The sequence below is a fragment of the Serratia sp. 25CWL12 genome (genome assembly GCF_055790885.1).
In genome coordinates, this window is the sequence record NZ_CM147698.1 from 2,458,311 (window position 1) to 2,475,280 (window position 16,970).

Here is a 16,970-nt window from a genome sequence, read left to right on the forward strand (position 1 = left end):
CTAGATATCATAATGCAACCCACTGATTTTATTGATTTTATTGATTTTATTGATTTTATTGATAGCTGATTTTAACTGAAATCCATTGTTTAAATAGCAATGATTTAAATAGCAACGGTTTAAATGGCAATAGGCATATATCCGTATTGACTCAAGCGACATGGCACATCAGCCACCATGCCGCTTGAAGTAAGGCAAGTTCCCGTTTAACGATTGCTGGCAACCTGCTGTTGTGTCCATGCCACCATTTGTGCCGCAAACTGGTCGCTCGCAGCACCAAAGGCTATCACTACATGCTCCATACTTCTGCCATCAATGGGTTGACGCACCACAAAGCTACGGGTAGCGACCGCTCGGCGATCTGAGAGCCGAACCAGACGCGCATCAAACCGAATCACCACCTCGCCCTGCCCGGCGGTATAGACCGTCTGGAATGAAGATAGATCCCCGCTCAACTCATAGTCGACTTGCAGATTGTCGTCGTCACTGCTCACAGAGGAGAAGCGACCCGCAGCACGAAACTCCTGGATCAAACGGTTGCGCACCAATACTGAGGTAGGATCACTCCAGCGCGAACCACTGTAAATGGTGATCTCAGAACCCTGCGGTTGAACGGCCATACGGGAACCGTTAAGGAACTGGCTGGTGTTAGGCTGCACGATACGCAGCGACTGCCCTAACTCTGGCCCCCCCGCCGAGGAAGAGGGATTAGCCGGTAACAAGTAGACCTGCGATATTGGGCTTTCCGGCAAAATGCTACAACCCGCCAGCATCATAACCGCCATCAGTGCTATCAGTCGTAACCCGGAACGCCACAGGTAATTGGGTAGTGCATTAAGGTAACTCATTTAGGTGTAAACTCCTTGGTACGTTCACGCCCCCTGAGCAAGGCGGAGGGGTTATCTTCCAGACGATTAATGGAAGAGCGTAAAGCCGCTAAGGTTCTACGCAATTCATCCATCGCAGGGCCAATATCATTAAATCCGCGTACACCACTGCTCAGTGCTTGTTGATTTTCACTCACCAGTTTATTCAGAATGGCACTGGTCTTCTCCAGTGATGCCATGGTATTGGCAGCATTACTCACCAGTTGTTTCCCTTGACCATCCAATAAGGTGTTGGCATTGCGCATCAGCCGACTGGCTTGTACCAGCGCGTCATTACTCTGTTTGGTCACCAGCGCCAATTGTTGCAATATGGTGCGAATATCATCACGCTGACCAGCCACGGTATCGGTAATTTTGTCCAGGTTTTCCAACGTATTGGTTAGCCGCCGCTGGTTATCTGGCGTCAGAATCTGATTCAAGCGGATTAATACTTCATTGATATTGGTCATCAAATCTTCACTACTGCTCAGCAACTGATTCAATGGCGAGGGTGTCGCGATAATCACCGGAATATCACTCCCCTGTGCCGTCAACATCGGGCTGCTTTCACTACCGCCACTGAGTTGAATATTGGCGGTGCCGGTTATTCCAGCCATCGCCAAGCGGGCCTGGGTATCCTGGCGGATCGGGGTCGACGCCGTTACCCTGATGCGCGCCCAGACCTTAGTGGGCACCTCTCTATCCAGGCGTAATTGCACCACCTCCCCCACGCGGATCCCGCTGTAATTAACCACACTACCCTGGGAAAGGCCGTTAACTGACTCATTAAACACGATGTCGTACAGCGTAAACTCACGATCACTGCCAGATTTAGTCAGCCACACGCTGAATAGCAACACCGCACTAAAAATGATCAGCGTGAATAAGCCAATGAGTACATGGTGAGCTCGGGTTTCCATTTCTTATTGCCTCTCTGCTATGTTCATGACGGCTTGCTGTGCTGCTCGCCCACGCGGGCCGTGAAAATATTCCTGGATCCAGGGATCATCCGTTGCCGCGACTACGTCCAGTGAGTCCACGACCAACACCTTCTTCTGCGAGAGTACCGCTACGCGATCACAAATGGTGTAGAGAGTATCCAGATCATGGGTCACCAAAAACACCGTTAACCCCAAGGCATCGCGCAGTGTGCGGATCAAATTATCAAATGCGGCTGCACCAATAGGATCAAGCCCGGCGGTGGGTTCATCAAGAAACAGGATTTCCGGATCGAGCGCCAATGCCCTGGCCAATGCCGCACGCTTAACCATACCGCCTGACAGTGAAGCCGGATATTTATTACCTGCATTGCCGGGTAGACCCGATAGCGCCAGCTTGACCTGCGCCAATTGTTCCGCATCATGGCGCTGCAAGCCACCATATTCAATTAACGGCAACGCCACATTTTCTGTCACCGTCAATGAGCTGAACAACGCTCCGCGCTGAAACAACACGCCAAATCGCCGTTCTACCGCTGAACGCCGCTCCCCTGTCAGCGTCATCAGATCCTCACCGAAAACCTGAATTTGGCCTGCAGTTGGGCGGCGCAAGCCGACAATAGTGCGCAATAACACGGATTTCCCGGTACCCGAGCCACCTACGACGCCGAGTATCTCGCCACGGCGTACATCCAGATCCAGATCTTCATGCACACATTGGTTGCCAAAACAGTTACGCAGTTTGCGGATACGGATTATGGCTTCCGGCGTTGACTGGTTCACCATCCCATCTCCATAAAAAACAGTGCAGCGACCGCATCCAACAGGATCACCACAAAGATTGAGTGTACGACGCTGGCGGTGGTGTGAGAGCCCACCGATTCAGCGCTGCCAGTCACCTTAAAACCTTCCAGGCAACCAATAATAGCAATCAGGAATGCAAACACCGGTGCCTTACTCATCCCCACCAGGAAATGCTGAAAACCACCGCTACTTTGCATAATGGTCAAAAACATGGTTGGAGAGATATCCAGAGTCAACGCACAGACTATCAACCCACCAAAAATCCCGCTAATCATGCCGATAAAGGTCAGCATCGGCAAAGCCAGTAACAGCGCCAACACCCGCGGCAGCACCAGTAACTCAACGGAATTGAGCCCCAACGTCTGAATAGCGTCGATCTCTTCATTGGCTTTCATCAGCCCGATTTCTGCTGTGAAGGCACTCGCGGTACGCCCAGCCATTAAGATGGCAGTCAACAGCACCGCAAATTCGCGCAGGAATGAAAACACCACCAGATGAACAGTAAAGATACTGGCGCCAAAGGTTGATAATACCGTTGAGCCAAGAAAGGCAATCACCGCCCCCACCAGAAAAGTGAGTAACATAATGATCGGTACCGCGTTAAGGCCAATCTGCTGCAGATTGGCGACCAGCGAAGTGATACGCCAACGGGAAGGACGCCACAGGCTGACCACCAAAGTATTTAGCGTCAGGCCAATAAACCCGAGTAATTCAACCAGATTTTGCCAGAAATTGGCCATCGACTGCCCCACCGTGGCCAACAATTCAGTCACTAGGCCTGGTGCTTTTTCTTCGGCTGGTTGGTGGAAATCGTGCAACGCATGGCCGACTGTTTCCAGCAAAACTCGCCGCTCGGCAGGTAAAGAAGGGGCAATCTGTTGCAGATTGAATATTCGTTGCTCTCCTAACAGTTTGACCAGTAATGCCGCACCGGCGGTATCCAGAATACCTAGCTGGCCAAGATCAAAAACCACACCGGAATGAATGCGGTTTTGCAATTGCCTCACTGCGGGGTCTAACAAACGATAATTCGCCAATACCCAATCTCCAGAAGCGGAAACTCTGGGTGGCTGGGTGCTTTCATCCAAATTGAGTAATGTTTTAATCTGTTGTTCTGTCATAAAGAGAACCCGTTCCCTAAAGCTGACCAGCCAAACAGCCAACTGAATAATGCTAAGTTAATTAAAGCTCAAAAAAACAGATAACAATTCAGGGCAAGAACATTTTTTATCGCACACACCTTTTTATCGCACATACCTTTTTATTGCACACAAACTAGCGTAGCGGGTTTGAAGCAATTTGCTATCTTATGGCTAAATATCGATAGGTGGAGCGCAGGATCCCGCCAGATGGTAACTGAATGACAAAGCAATCAAAACAGCAGAAATCATAGCGATATCATGGCTGACAGTTTGAGCCACATGGGTACTGCTCAGCAGGGCAAACCTTAACGGTTACGACTTGCCCTGCTTACTTTGCATTACTTCACTTCACCCATGGCTTTCAAATTCTTGGAGAGCTCACGGCGCTCTTTCGACAGATCCGCATTTTTGATGATGTAATCATCAACACGGTCTTCATAATCGCTGCGCATATTGGCGATGATGCCTTGGATGTCTTCAATACTCATGCCAGGTTTGATGTACTCGCTCAAGTTGTCAAGCAGCAGTACCCGCTTCTGGTTATCACGAATTTTTTTCTCGTTATCGACAATTTCACGTTGTAGCTTGTTTTTACGGCGGAACATACGCACAAACTCCAGCACGTTCTGAAAACTCGGCTTAATTGCATTATCCATCTTTATACCCTTGCTTTAGTAATATACAGATTCAATTGAATACGCACACAATGCTACCAAGATACAGGTTTGTCATCGTCAGGCACAACTGTCATTGACGTATTTTACCTATAATTAACACACTGCCCCGCTGTTAATAACAATGGATGTCATCGTGAATGCCCGGTCATCATGTGCTCCACAGGCCATTCTTGATGTATAGCGGTAATGGCATTATCAATCTAGGGTAAAATCAATATCCAGATTTGCTTGGCTTCATCCCTTGTGCGATTACAATAGGCGTTATTCTTATCTCACTGAAGAGATGCCATTTTGAGCAGTAAGGCAAACCCGACTTTTTATATCCATGACTATGAAACCTTCGGTAAAAGTCCATCACTGGATCGCCCCGCGCAATTTGCCGGGGTGCGCACTGATTTAGATTTCAACCTTATCGAAGAGCCATTGGTTGTTTACTGTGCGCCTGCCGATGACTACTTACCGGATCCCGAAGCGGTCATGATCACCGGTATTACTCCACAGCAAGCGCTAGCTAAAGGCGTTAATGAAGCCGAGTTTGCCCGCCAAATCCACCAGGCATTCAGTGTTCCCGGCACCTGTATTTTAGGCTATAACAATATCCGTTTCGACGATGAGGTCAGCCGCAATATTTTCTATCGCAGTTTCTACGATCCCTATGCTTATAGTTGGCAAAATGGCAATTCCCGTTGGGACTTATTGGATGTGATGCGCGCCTGCTACGCCCTACGGCCAGAAGGTATCCACTGGCCAGAAAATGACGATGGCTTGCCCAGTTTCCGCCTGGAGCACTTGACGGCGGCCAATGGCGTAGAACACCAACAGGCTCATGATGCGATGTCCGATGTCCATGCGACTATCGCCATGGCTAAGTTGGTTAAACAGGCACAGCCCAGATTATTTGACTATTTGTTGCAGCATCGTAATAAACACAAACTGAATACGCTGATTGATATTGCAGAAATGACCCCCTTGGTCCATGTTTCCGGTATGTTTGGTGCGGCACGCGGCAATACCAGTTGGGTTTCACCGCTTGCTTGGCACCCAGATAACAAAAATGCCGTTATCATGTGCGATCTGGCTGGTGATATTACCCCTTTGTTGACACTGAGCGCCGATGAGTTGCGGGAACGCCTCTATACCCCTCGCAATCGCTTGGCGGCAGATCAGGCACCAATACCCATCAAACTGGTGCATATCAATAAATGCCCGGTACTGGCTCCTGCCAAAACCTTGCTGCCAGAAAATGCCGAACGCTTAGGTATCGATCGCCAGGCCTGCCTTGAGAACCTGAAGGTACTGCGCCAACACCCGGAAATTCGTGAAAAAGTCGTCGCACTTTTTGCCGAGGCGCCGACTTTCACCCCGAGTAACAATGTTGATGCTCAGTTGTATGAAGGTTTCTTTAGCGATGCCGACAAAGCAGCCATGAAGATCATTCAGCAAACCAAGCCGCAGGATCTGCCGCTGCTGGATTTGACCTTCGGCGATAGTAGAATCAAAGCGCTGTTATTCCGTTACCGCGCACGTAATTACCCGCAGACCCTGGATGATAGCGAACAACGCCGTTGGCTGTTACACCGCCAGGATGTGCTGAATACCGATAGGGTACAAGAGTATCTGTTGCAATTAGATGCGCTGTACCAGCAGTACCAAGGGGATGAAAAGAAAACAGCGCTACTGAAAGCGCTGTTTGATTACGGTAAACAATTGGTGGGATAAACCCAGCCACCGCACAGGGTGAATATCAATTGATAGGGCTCAAGCTTATTTATTGCTGAGCCCCTCCAATCAAACTACGTCCTCGCAGGCTTGCGGCACTGGCAAACGGAAGATGCGGGTAACAAACGCCAGGTAGATCAAACCAATGGATGCCCAAATCAGCCCCAATATCATTGAGCTGGCTTCCAGGTTGATCCACAGCGCACCCACCGTCAATGCCCCCATCAGCGGTAATATCAGGTAATTGAAGATATCTTTTGCCGTCCGATTACGTTTCTCACGAATATAAAACTGTGAGATCACGGACAGGTTCACAAAGGTAAAGGCAATCAATGCACCAAAGTTAATCAATGCCGTTGCAGTGACCAAGTCGAACTCGATGGCAGAAAGCGCTATCACACCAACCAGCAATACGTTGAGGACAGGTGTACGCCATTTTGGATGCACATAGCCAAAGAAACGCTCCGGGAACACGCCATCACGCCCCATCACATACATCAAGCGGGAAACCCCCGCATGAGCAGCCATGCCTGATGCCAGCACGGTTACACAAGAGAATACCAAAATCACTGACTGGAAGAACTTACCGGCCACATACAGCATAATTTCTGGCTGTGAAGCCTCAGGATCCTTGAAACGCGAGATGTCTGGGAAGTAAAGCTGGACAAAATAAGACACCACAATAAAGATGATGCCGCCAATCAATGCCGTCAGGAAGATCGCTTTCGGGATCACATTCTCAGCGTCTTTGGTCTCTTCAGATAATGAGCTGATGCCATCAAAACCAAGAAACGAAAAACAGAGAATGGTTGCACCGGTAATCATTGGCACAACATGGGCATTATCAGACCAGAACGGGCGGCTACTGACTAACGTACCACCACCTTCGCCGTGGGAAAGGCCATACACCACCAACCCCAGAAACACGACCATGATCGCCACCTGCACCACCACAATAATGGAGTTCAGGTTTGCCACCAATTTAATGCCGCGCAGGTTGAAAAATGTCATCAACCCCACCAACACCACTACAAAGATCCAGGATGGTATGCCTGGGAAAATCGCTTCCAGATATATTTTTGCCAGCAGGATGTTGATCATCGGCATGAACAGGTAGTCCAGCAGGGATGACCAGCCAACCATAAAACCGACATGAGGGTTGATGGCTTTTTGCGCATAAGTATAGGCAGAACCGGCAGAAGGATATTTCCGCACCAGTTTGCCGTAGCTCAACGCAGTAAACAGGATCGCCAACAATGCAAATGCATAGGCGGTTGCCACGTGGCCATCTGTCAGGCCAGAAACAATGCCAAAAGTGTCAAAGATAGTCATTGGCTGCATATAGGCCAAGCCCATCATCACCACTGGGACGAGAGTTAGCGTTTTACGCAGTTTTACACGTTGGCCGGCGGGTGCGCCGTTGATGATGTTATCGGACATTGCGCAGCCTCCCCTTACCTTGAGCCTGACGGATACTTAATACCCTAAGACTTAAGGTTGCGGGGAAACATCGCAACAGACGACTGAATTCTAAAAGAGGGACAAGAGAAGCAGGATAACGAGGCGAAATTGCCTTGATTGCTCCATAGTCGCTGCCACGGCAGCGGAAACCGGTGAGTACCGGTACTAAAGTGAAAAAGTGCCCCATTATTCTTATCCTCATGATTCACGACCATAAAGTTTTGTTTGATCGTGACAAACTATTTATCTATCCGGCTCGATGTCCGGCCTCGCTTGGTGTGTGAAATTCACAGTGGTTACGCAATGCAAAAAAATAACCGACGCGTTAAAACGTCGGTTATCTGCATTTCGTATATTTTGCACATTTGGCTGCTGAAAAACAAGCCCTGAAAACCCTTACGACAAACTCTTTTTACAACAAACTATTTTAGTGATTAACAGAGCTGCGGCAGGTGGCAGAACGACCTCCTACCTGCCGCCATCACCAGCAAATCACTGTTTATTAGCATCCCACTTCGGGAACTCCATTTCATCGTATTTCACAATACGGGTACCGCGTGTCAACTTATAGCCAAACCAGATCACCAAGAACAGCGGAATACCAATATAAGTCGCCGTCACTCCATACCAGTCAATTCTGTCTTGCAGGAAAGCCTGATAATTTTGCCCTAAGGTAATGATCAAGCAGAGTACAAAGGCAAAAATAGGCCCTAACGGGAAGAAACCGGATTGATAGGGCAGATCGTTAAGGTCTAACCCGCGTGCCACATAGCCACGGCGGAAGCGGTAATGGCTGATAGCAATCCCCAACCAAGCGATAAAACCGGTCATCCCCGAGGTATTGAGTAACCACAGATAGACTTCCTGGTTGCCAAACATCGAGCTGAGGAAGCAAAGCCCTGCGACCACCGTGGTGGCATACAGTGCATTACGCGGTACACCCCCTTTAGATAACTTGGCAAAAATACGTGGTGCTTTCCCTTCGGAAGCCAAAGTGAACAGCATACGGGTTGAGGCATACATCCCAGAGTTACCGGCGGAGAGCACCGCCGTCAGGATCACCGCATTCATCACTGCTGCCGCAGATAACAGACCGGCGTGCTCGAAGACCAGGGTAAACGGACTGACGCTGATATCTTTCACATCGTTGCGCAGCAAACTAGGATCTGTGTAAGGAATGATCAAGCTGATGATCAGAATCGCAAAGATATAAAACAGCAAAATGCGCCAGAACACTTGCCGCACCGCACGGGGAATATTCTTGCCAGGATCTTCTGATTCACCCGCCGCAATCCCGATCAGTTCGGTCCCTTGGAAGGAGAAGCCAACAATCATCGCCACCCCGATCATGGCTGAAAAACCACCGGCAAAAGGTGCATCGCCAATGGTCCAGTTATGCCAGCCAGCCCCTTCACCACCACGTAAAATGCCGAAAATCATCAGCATGCCGAGGCCAATAAAGATGATCACGGTGCTCACTTTAATCAGCGAGAACCAGTATTCAGCCTCACCGAAGCCTTTAACCGAGATGTAATTCAGCAGAAACATCACGCCAAGGAACAGTGCACTCCAGATCCAGCCCGGCGTATCTGGAAACCAGTAATTCATCACCAACTGTGCAGCGACCAAGTCAACTGCGATGGTCACGGCCCAGTTGTACCAGTAGTTCCAACCGAGGGCGAAGCCAAAGCCCTCTTCAACATATTTGGCCCCATAGGTGGAAAATGAGCCGGAAACTGGCATAAATGCGGCCAATTCACCCAAGCTGGTCATCAGGAAATAGACCATCAGGCCGATAAGCGCATAAGAAAGTAGTGCCCCCCCAGGACCAGCCTGAGAAACTGTTGCCCCTGATGCAACAAATAGACCGGTACCAATAGAGCCGCCAATGGCAATCATGGTCAAATGCCGCGCTTTCAACTCACGGCGTAATCTCGGTGCTGGTTGCCCCGTTGTTTTTATATCCATTCGAGCCTTTCTTACCCTATATTTATACTGGTATGTCAAAAATGAGGGGCAGATTGTAGCAAATACCCGCCAAGGCACTAGCAGCAATGCGCTAATATAAGATAGCTTCATAATCCAACGCTGATTATTAGCAAAACCCTAATGTGCTAACTTCCCCCTTCACTGGCGCTCAAGATCCGCTAGCGGGACCGCGCAATAATTCAAGAAACGTTGTAATGCATGAGACAGATGCTTCTGCCGATGATGGATCAAGTACAGCGTCCGCCTCAGCGGCGGTAATGGGATCTTGAGTTCAACCAGCACCCCACTGTTCAGCTGTTCCTCAACCACTCGCCGTGAAAGGCAGCTAATACCAATACCGTAACGCACGGCGTGCTTAATCGCCTCGGAGTTACCCAACTCCATGACCAACTGAAAATGGGGTAATTTTGCCAGCAACAGGTGATCCAGCACTTCTCGCGTGCCGGAACCCTGCTCACGCAGGATCCAGGGCGCACGGGCCAGCGCATCCAACGTGATGGGGTGTTGCAACAACGGATTATCTGGCGCGGCAAAGACCACCAGCTCATCGTCCAGCCAGGGATGAGTCACCAGTTCCGGCCTATGGCATGGCCCTTCTATCAAGCCCAGATCAACACGAAAATCAGCGACTGCGACAATCACCTCCTGGCTGTTACCGACGTTTAATTCCAATGGTGTAGCAGGAAAATCTTTCCGATAGCGGGCCATCATCTCTGGCAGCATATAGTTACCAATCGTGCTGCTAGCCGCGATACGCAAAGCAGCACTATCATGCCGGAACAGTTGCTCTATTTCGCCAGCCTGTTCCAGCAGCGCCAGGGCTTTTGGGTACAACAAACGCCCATGCTCATTAATGACCAAGCGCTTGCCCACCCGGTCAAACAGCAACACATGCAATTGCCCTTCCAGATCAGCCAGCGCCGCGCTAACTGCTGATTGTGATAAAGCCAATACCGCAGAGGCTTGTGTGGTTGAGCCCCCTTTTAGCACTTCGCAGAAGACTTCCAGTTGGCGCAAGGTGATGTGCATATTCTGCCTCAAGGTCAAACAACGACCGTTCTATACCAGTTATTCCGATAGGTTATAAATATATAATCAATTTCTTTTTTAGATCACCAGCATTTATCCTTCCAGCTAATAAATTGATAGAGGATTGATTAATGGCAAGTGATACCACCCCAGCCTGCCCTGCACGCCATTTACCCCAATTTGGCATCACCAAGCTGCTAGCGGGTCTGCTGCTGACCGGTGCATTAACCGCACTGGCAGTCTGGGCGAGCAATATTCCCTGGATTGCTGATTTGGGGCTAGGTGCCCTAACGCTGGCAATCTTACTCGGCATCGTGGTGGGCAACACGGTTTATCCCTGGTTGCAACCCCGTTGTCATGCTGGCGTCCAACTGGCTAAACAGCGCCTGCTGCGCCTGGGGATTATTCTTTATGGTTTCCGCTTAACCTTTCAGCAAATTGCTGATGTAGGCGCCGCTGGCATTATTATTGATGCACTTACCCTTGGCACTACCTTTCTACTGGCCTGCTGGCTAGGCAGAAAAGTCTTTGGCATTGATAGCCAGACCACCATGCTGATCGGTGCGGGCAGCAGTATCTGTGGTGCCGCCGCCGTGATGGCTACTGACCCGATATTAAAAGCTGACTCCAGCAAAGTGGCTGTCGCCGTCTCTACTGTGGTGGTTTTTGGTACCCTGGCTATCTTTGCTTACCCCTGGCTGTATCATCTCAATCAGCACTTTCAATGGCTGCCGTTCAACCAGCAAGCCTTCGGTATCTATATTGGGTCTACCGTTCATGAAGTCGCCCAAGTGGTGGCGGCGGGTCATGCCATTGGACCGGATGCAGAAAATGCGGCAGTGATCACCAAGATGATCCGCGTGATGATGCTGGCCCCTTTCCTACTGCTGCTATCCGGCTACCTTAGTCGCCGTAATAGCAATGGTAACCAGAGTGAAAAATCTGCCATTACTATCCCTTGGTTTGCGGTGTTATTTATCGCGGTGGCCGGGTTGAATTCGTTAAATTTGCTGCCAACCATGGTGGTACGGCAACTGATCACCCTCGATACCTGGATGCTGGCGATGGCGATGGCGGCATTGGGGTTGACCACCCATATCAGCGCGGTACGGCAAGCCGGTGTAAAACCCATTTTGCTGGCAACATTGCTATTTATCTGGTTGGTTATTGGCGGAGGTGCCATCAATCAGTTAGTACAGCATGTACTGTAATAGCCTTTTACTCTACCCAGGTTGATTCAAGTGACAAAGCAAGCAAGTGGCACCCCAATCATCAAGCCAAGCACACATGACTTGAAACAACCTGATATTATCTATTCCTCAATTTGGCATCAGTAAAATTATGGGGACAAGCCAATAAGCACAATGTTATAGTCAGCCGGTTATTCTGTGGGGAAGCAGGCTGGCATGAAAGTAAAATACCTAATCTATCTATTTACCTTTGCCATTATGCTGAGTTTTTCCCTATTTGTTTTCAATGCACTACGAATAGCAAATACCCATTACGTTCAAAATGAAAGCAACCTCTATAAACTCCGGCGAACTAAAGATATTTCTGAAGCATTCCAGGCTGTACTATCGGCTCACCGATTAAAAAGACTAAGTCAGATCAACCAGACGATTACCGAAGCCCAATGGCGGGATGCTGATGAACAGGCTCATGATAAAATAGCCATCATAAAATCACATGCTGAACATAAAAACCAAAATTTTCAAAGTGTTAATCAAAAATTCACCCTGCTGTCGATGATTAGTCTGCTAGAAAAGTTACTGGATAATGATGTACAGCAGATTTTACAGAGCAATAATTCCGCCACGGCTCATCTTTTCAATATCAACAGTGCCTATTACATTGGTCAAGCCAATAAAGCCTTTTACCAATATAGTTATGATCCCCAAATGATCAATGCAGACTCACTGTTGTTTATCGAGTCTATTTCTTTCAATAATCTTTTAACGCTGTCCCTGACTGAATTAATTGATCAGATTATCGATGTCAACCTCAGTAGCTTGGAACGTAAAGATGCTTACCTTAAGGCCATCCAATTAACCGGGGTTATCAAATCGCTTAATACCCGCTTGACCTTTATTGAACAGACTTACAATGACCCGAAAATATCTAGCTTAGTAGATAGCATAAAAAAATACATTTCAAGTGATCAACTTAACTATATCTCTCAAGGTCTCTACCAATCGATTGATCTCAATAGCAGTTATAACGCTGATTCCATTTATCAATACATCAACGAAATCAACCAGCTTTCTCAACAGCTTTATCAGCGCAGTTTTGAGCTGCAAATTGCCGCCACGCAAAATAAGCTGTACCACAGCCAGACCACTATTTATGGTTTAATCGCCCTAACAGGGCTTATCATCTTGTTTGTTTTGTTACCGCTATTGATTTTCTGCTCAAGAATCACTCGGTGGCTGACAAAAACGCATAACAATATTCTACGTCTGTCTAAAGGTGATACAAGCATCGATAATAATGAGGTGTTTTATAGCCAAGAACTGGTGGCTATCAACGATGCTGTCACCCAACTGAAGCAGTACAATCAGGTAAAGCTGGCACTCGAGCAGGAAAAACATCAATTAATCAAAGATCTTGAGCTTTCATCGTTCTTTGACCCACTCACCAACATTTATAACCGTCGCAAATTTTTTATCGAATACAATTTACTGCCTGCCAACAGCTATCCCCATACATTCTGTCTGATTGATATCGATAAATTTAAACGGCTCAACGATACTTATGGTCATGATATTGGTGATCGTGTGTTGGTGATGTTCGCTGAACTATTACGCAACCATTTCCGCACCAGCGACATTTTTTGCCGCTACGGTGGCGAGGAGTTTGCAGTGTTGCTCAACCGATGTTCACAGGAAGAGGCATCCCGCTTGATGAATCAACTCCGTGAATTGGCTGAACAACTCTGCCTAGAACTGCCAACCGGTAAGCGGGTACGTTTTACCATCAGTTGTGGTATCGCTTCCGTTAACAATATTGAGGGGCTCGCTTCAGCCATTAAACAAGCTGATGAAGCGCTCTACTACTGTAAAAAAAGCGGTCGAAACCGGGTCAGCATCTATACCAGTCAGGGTTTTATCCCCTAAACTGGGCAAATACTGACAGGGATATGGCAAAAAACCACTAGGAGTCTTTACTCGTCACCATTCTAGCTGCTGGTATAGCCGTTTCCCCCACAACGAATGCTACACATAATAAAGACATTATTTAATCCTCGACCAACACCTGCCATTTGTGATGTGATGAGGCTTCAATAACAGGATAATCCGGGTATACTTCACAACACTTTTTTGCTTATCCGGTTTTGGACATGCGCCTGACGAGGATGCTGTAACGCGCTATGACTCTATACGCCTCCCCGATTTTGACTTCACTGCTTGATACTGATGCCTATAAACTTCATATGCAGCAAGCAGTGTTCCACCGTTACCCTGACGTTACTGTCGCTGCGGAGTTCCGTTGCCGTGGCAACGAATTACTGGGTGAGTATGCCGACGAGCTCCGTCATCAGGTTGCCATGATGAGCCAGTTGGCACTGACTGAGGCTGAATATCGCTATCTTTCTGGTCTTCCTTTTTTCTGCGCGGATTACCTGAACTGGTTACGTGATTTTCGTTATGACCCGCAACAAGTAGCGATTAGTGATCACCATGGTCATCTACAGATCCGTATCGCTGGCCCCTGGCAAGAAGTGATTATGTGGGAAGTTCCGCTACTGGCGGTGATCAGTGAGGTTGTCCATCGCCACCGTTCACCCTTAGTGACACCGGAGATGGCAGTCACTCAATTGCAGAGCAAACTGACGCTGTTCAAACAGGCCAGTAGTGATATTGATATCTCGCGTTTCAAGTTGATGGATTTTGGTACCCGCCGCCGCTTCTCCCGCGATGTGCAGTACGCTATTGTCCATAGCTTAAAAGAGGCGTTCCCTTATCTGGTGGGAACCAGTAACTACCATCTGGCTCATCAATTGGATCTTGCTCCGGTGGGTACACAAGCCCATGAATGGTTCCAGGCACATCAGCAGATAAGCCCGGTTCTGGCCAACAGCCAACGTGTCGCTTTGCAGGTTTGGCTAGACGAATATCCAGACCAGTTGGGCATTGCGCTCACCGATTGTATTACCATGGATGCCTTCCTGCGTGATTTTGACATGCAGTTTGCCCAACACTATCAAGGGTTACGCCATGATTCTGGTGACCCGGTTGAGTGGGGAGAGAAAGCGGTTGCCCATTATCAGCAGCTAGGTATCGACCCCATGAGTAAAACACTGGTATTTTCCGACAACCTGGATCTGGATAAGGCCTTGGTGCTATACCGGCACTTTGATCAACGCATCAATCTGGTTTTTGGTATCGGTACACGCCTGACTTGTGATATCCCTGGTGTCGACCCACTGAATATTGTGATCAAACTGGTTGAGTGCAAAGGCAAACCCGTTGCCAAACTGTCAGACAGCCCCGGTAAAACTATCTGCCAGGACCCGGCATTTGTAAAAGCCTTACGCAAAGCCTTTGCTCTGCCATTGGTAAAAAAAGCCAGTTAACAGAGCAACAGGTGAGCCAATACGACTTGCTTGTCGCTTTCTATATATAGAAGCGACAGATCTTGCTGATGTCACTCTTTTGCTGTGACTGAACAAATGTTGCATTATGGCGATGATTTCTGCTTGTGCTCCATAATGCGACAAGTAACATAGTGATATCTCCGTTTTCCAGGCCGCTGGTTATCAAACCAAGGCAGCGTGGGCTGAGCCGAATAAATAATGAATACCCCCTCCTGCTGCTGGCAAGACGATGGGGATGACTATTTGTGAACCACACCTATATATAAGAGAGAAATTTATGACAGTAGTGCCTGTAGTCGATGTACTGCATGGTCGTGCCGAGGTTGGCAGTGAAGTCACCGTGCGCGGTTGGGTACGTACCCGGAGAGATTCTAAAGCCGGGATCTCCTTTCTGGCCGTTTATGACGGTTCCTGCTTTGACCCGTTACAGGCCGTGGTTAATCACTCTCTCGCGAATTATCAGGATGAAGTGCTGCATTTAACCACCGGGTGTTCGGTTGAAATCACCGGTACTGTCGTCGCATCCCCTGGCGAAGGCCAGAGTTTTGAACTGCAAGCCACGGCCATCAAAGTCGTCGGTTGGGTTGATGATCCCGATACCTACCCTATGGCCGCTAAACGCCATAGCATAGAATATCTGCGCGAAGTGGCTCACCTGCGCCCACGCACCAACCTGATCGGCGCTGTGACACGTGTTCGCCATACCCTGGCGCAAGCTATCCATCGCTTCTTCCACGAAAACGGTTATTTCTGGGTTTCTACCCCACTGATTACCGCTTCGGATACTGAAGGTGCCGGTGAAATGTTCCGCGTTTCTACCTTGGATCTGGAAAACCTGCCACGTACTGATAAAGGCGCAGTAGACTTCAGCCAGGATTTCTTCGGCAGAGAGGCATTCTTGACCGTTTCTGGTCAATTGAATGGCGAAACCTATGCCAGCGCGCTGTCTAAAATCTACACCTTCGGCCCCACGTTCCGTGCCGAGAACTCGAATACCAGCCGTCATCTGGCAGAATTTTGGATGATCGAACCTGAAGTGGCCTTCGCCACACTGGATGATGTCGCCAGCCTGGCGGAGAAGATGTTGAAGTATGTTTTCCAGGCAGTACTCGACGAGCGAGCTGACGATTTGCAGTTCTTCGCTGAAAGAGTGGATAAGGACGCCGTTGATCGTTTAAAGCGTTTTGTCTGTTCTGACTTCGCCCAGGTCGATTACACCGAGGCCATTGATATCCTGATTGCCTGCGGGCAAAGTTTCGAAAACCCGGTTTCCTGGGGGATTGATCTGTCATCTGAGCATGAACGTTATCTGGCTGAGAAGCATTTCAAAGCGCCAGTGGTAGTCAAAAACTACCCGAAAGATATCAAAGCCTTCTATATGCGCATGAATGAAGATGGGAAAACTGTGGCTGCCATGGATGTTTTGGCACCTGGCATTGGTGAAATCATCGGTGGTTCACAGCGTGAAGAGCGCCTTGAGGTGCTGGACCAGCGTTTGGCAGAGATGGGGCTGAATAAAGAAGATTATTGGTGGTATCGTGATCTGCGCCGTTACGGCACTGTGCCCCATTCAGGCTTTGGTTTAGGGTTTGAGCGTTTAATCGCCTATGTTACCGGCGTACAAAACGTGCGTGATGTGATCCCATTCCCAAGGACTCCACGCAATGCCAGCTTCTAATTCCAGTTATCTATAGAATACTTTTTAATCAATTCGTTATCTTTTCAAAGGCCAGCCATGCTGGCCTTTGTCT

At 48.6% G+C, this 16,970-nt stretch carries 13 protein-coding genes; 5 read left to right on the forward strand and 8 right to left on the reverse strand.

The window, feature by feature from the left end:
- Nucleotides 1-206: 206 nt before the first annotated feature.
- From ACX9GV_RS10595 to tmaR, 5 genes are all read right to left on the reverse strand, one after another.
- Complete coding sequence (locus tag ACX9GV_RS10595; protein WP_473195491.1) at nt 207-848, reverse strand: ABC-type transport auxiliary lipoprotein family protein; 642 nt, start codon at nt 846-848, stop codon at nt 207-209.
- On the reverse strand, nt 845-1,786 hold the full coding sequence (locus tag ACX9GV_RS10600) for an MlaD family protein (RefSeq protein ID WP_473195492.1): 942 nt from the start codon (nt 1,784-1,786) through the stop codon (nt 845-847). Before ACX9GV_RS10600 ends, ACX9GV_RS10595 begins: the two co-directional genes overlap by 4 nt.
- Before the next feature lie 3 nt (nt 1,787-1,789).
- Nucleotides 1,790-2,590, reverse strand: coding sequence for an ABC transporter ATP-binding protein (locus tag ACX9GV_RS10605; RefSeq protein WP_473195493.1), 801 nt, complete (start codon nt 2,588-2,590; stop codon nt 1,790-1,792).
- Nucleotides 2,584-3,729 (reverse strand): MlaE family ABC transporter permease, encoded by a 1,146-nt coding sequence (locus tag ACX9GV_RS10610; protein ID WP_473195494.1) that lies wholly within the window; start codon nt 3,727-3,729, stop codon nt 2,584-2,586. Before ACX9GV_RS10610 ends, ACX9GV_RS10605 begins: the two co-directional genes overlap by 7 nt.
- A gap of 359 nt (nt 3,730-4,088) precedes the next feature.
- Nucleotides 4,089-4,406, reverse strand: a complete 318-nt coding sequence (gene tmaR / locus ACX9GV_RS10615) for a PTS system regulator TmaR (protein ID WP_023492162.1) — start codon at nt 4,404-4,406, stop codon at nt 4,089-4,091.
- 312 nt (nt 4,407-4,718) lie between these two features.
- Between tmaR and sbcB the strand changes: the two genes are divergently transcribed.
- A complete protein-coding gene (sbcB, locus tag ACX9GV_RS10620; protein ID WP_023492161.1) occupies nt 4,719-6,146 on the forward strand; it encodes an exodeoxyribonuclease I in 1,428 nt (475 codons plus the stop codon).
- A gap of 69 nt (nt 6,147-6,215) precedes the next feature.
- Here sbcB and ACX9GV_RS10625 read toward each other — a convergent pair whose 3' ends face one another.
- The 3 genes from ACX9GV_RS10625 to yieE form a co-directional block, all read right to left on the reverse strand.
- Nucleotides 6,216-7,586 (reverse strand): APC family permease, encoded by a 1,371-nt coding sequence (locus ACX9GV_RS10625; RefSeq protein ID WP_473195495.1) that lies wholly within the window; start codon nt 7,584-7,586, stop codon nt 6,216-6,218.
- 513 nt (nt 7,587-8,099) lie between these two features.
- Nucleotides 8,100-9,575 (reverse strand): amino acid permease, encoded by a 1,476-nt coding sequence (locus ACX9GV_RS10630; RefSeq protein WP_023492156.1) that lies wholly within the window; start codon nt 9,573-9,575, stop codon nt 8,100-8,102.
- Nucleotides 9,576-9,734: 159 nt separating this feature from the next.
- Nucleotides 9,735-10,625 carry a DNA-binding transcriptional regulator YeiE gene (gene yieE, locus ACX9GV_RS10635; RefSeq protein ID WP_473195496.1) on the reverse strand — a complete coding sequence of 297 codons (891 nt, stop codon included), beginning with the start codon at nt 10,623-10,625 and terminating at the stop codon, nt 9,735-9,737.
- Between the two features lie 131 nt (nt 10,626-10,756).
- Here yieE and ACX9GV_RS10640 point away from each other — a divergent pair, with 131 nt between their 5' ends.
- From ACX9GV_RS10640 to asnS, 4 genes are all read left to right on the forward strand, one after another.
- Complete coding sequence (locus ACX9GV_RS10640) at nt 10,757-11,836, forward strand: YeiH family protein (RefSeq protein ID WP_473195497.1); 1,080 nt, start codon at nt 10,757-10,759, stop codon at nt 11,834-11,836.
- Between the two features lie 195 nt (nt 11,837-12,031).
- On the forward strand, nt 12,032-13,738 hold the full coding sequence (locus ACX9GV_RS10645) for a GGDEF domain-containing protein (protein WP_473195498.1): 1,707 nt from the start codon (nt 12,032-12,034) through the stop codon (nt 13,736-13,738).
- A gap of 254 nt (nt 13,739-13,992) precedes the next feature.
- On the forward strand, nt 13,993-15,198 hold the full coding sequence (gene pncB / locus ACX9GV_RS10650; RefSeq protein WP_473195499.1) for a nicotinate phosphoribosyltransferase: 1,206 nt from the start codon (nt 13,993-13,995) through the stop codon (nt 15,196-15,198).
- A 298-nt stretch (nt 15,199-15,496) separates the two neighbouring features.
- Nucleotides 15,497-16,897, forward strand: a complete 1,401-nt coding sequence (gene asnS / locus ACX9GV_RS10655) for an asparagine--tRNA ligase (protein ID WP_473195500.1) — start codon at nt 15,497-15,499, stop codon at nt 16,895-16,897.
- Nucleotides 16,898-16,970 lie beyond the last annotated feature (73 nt).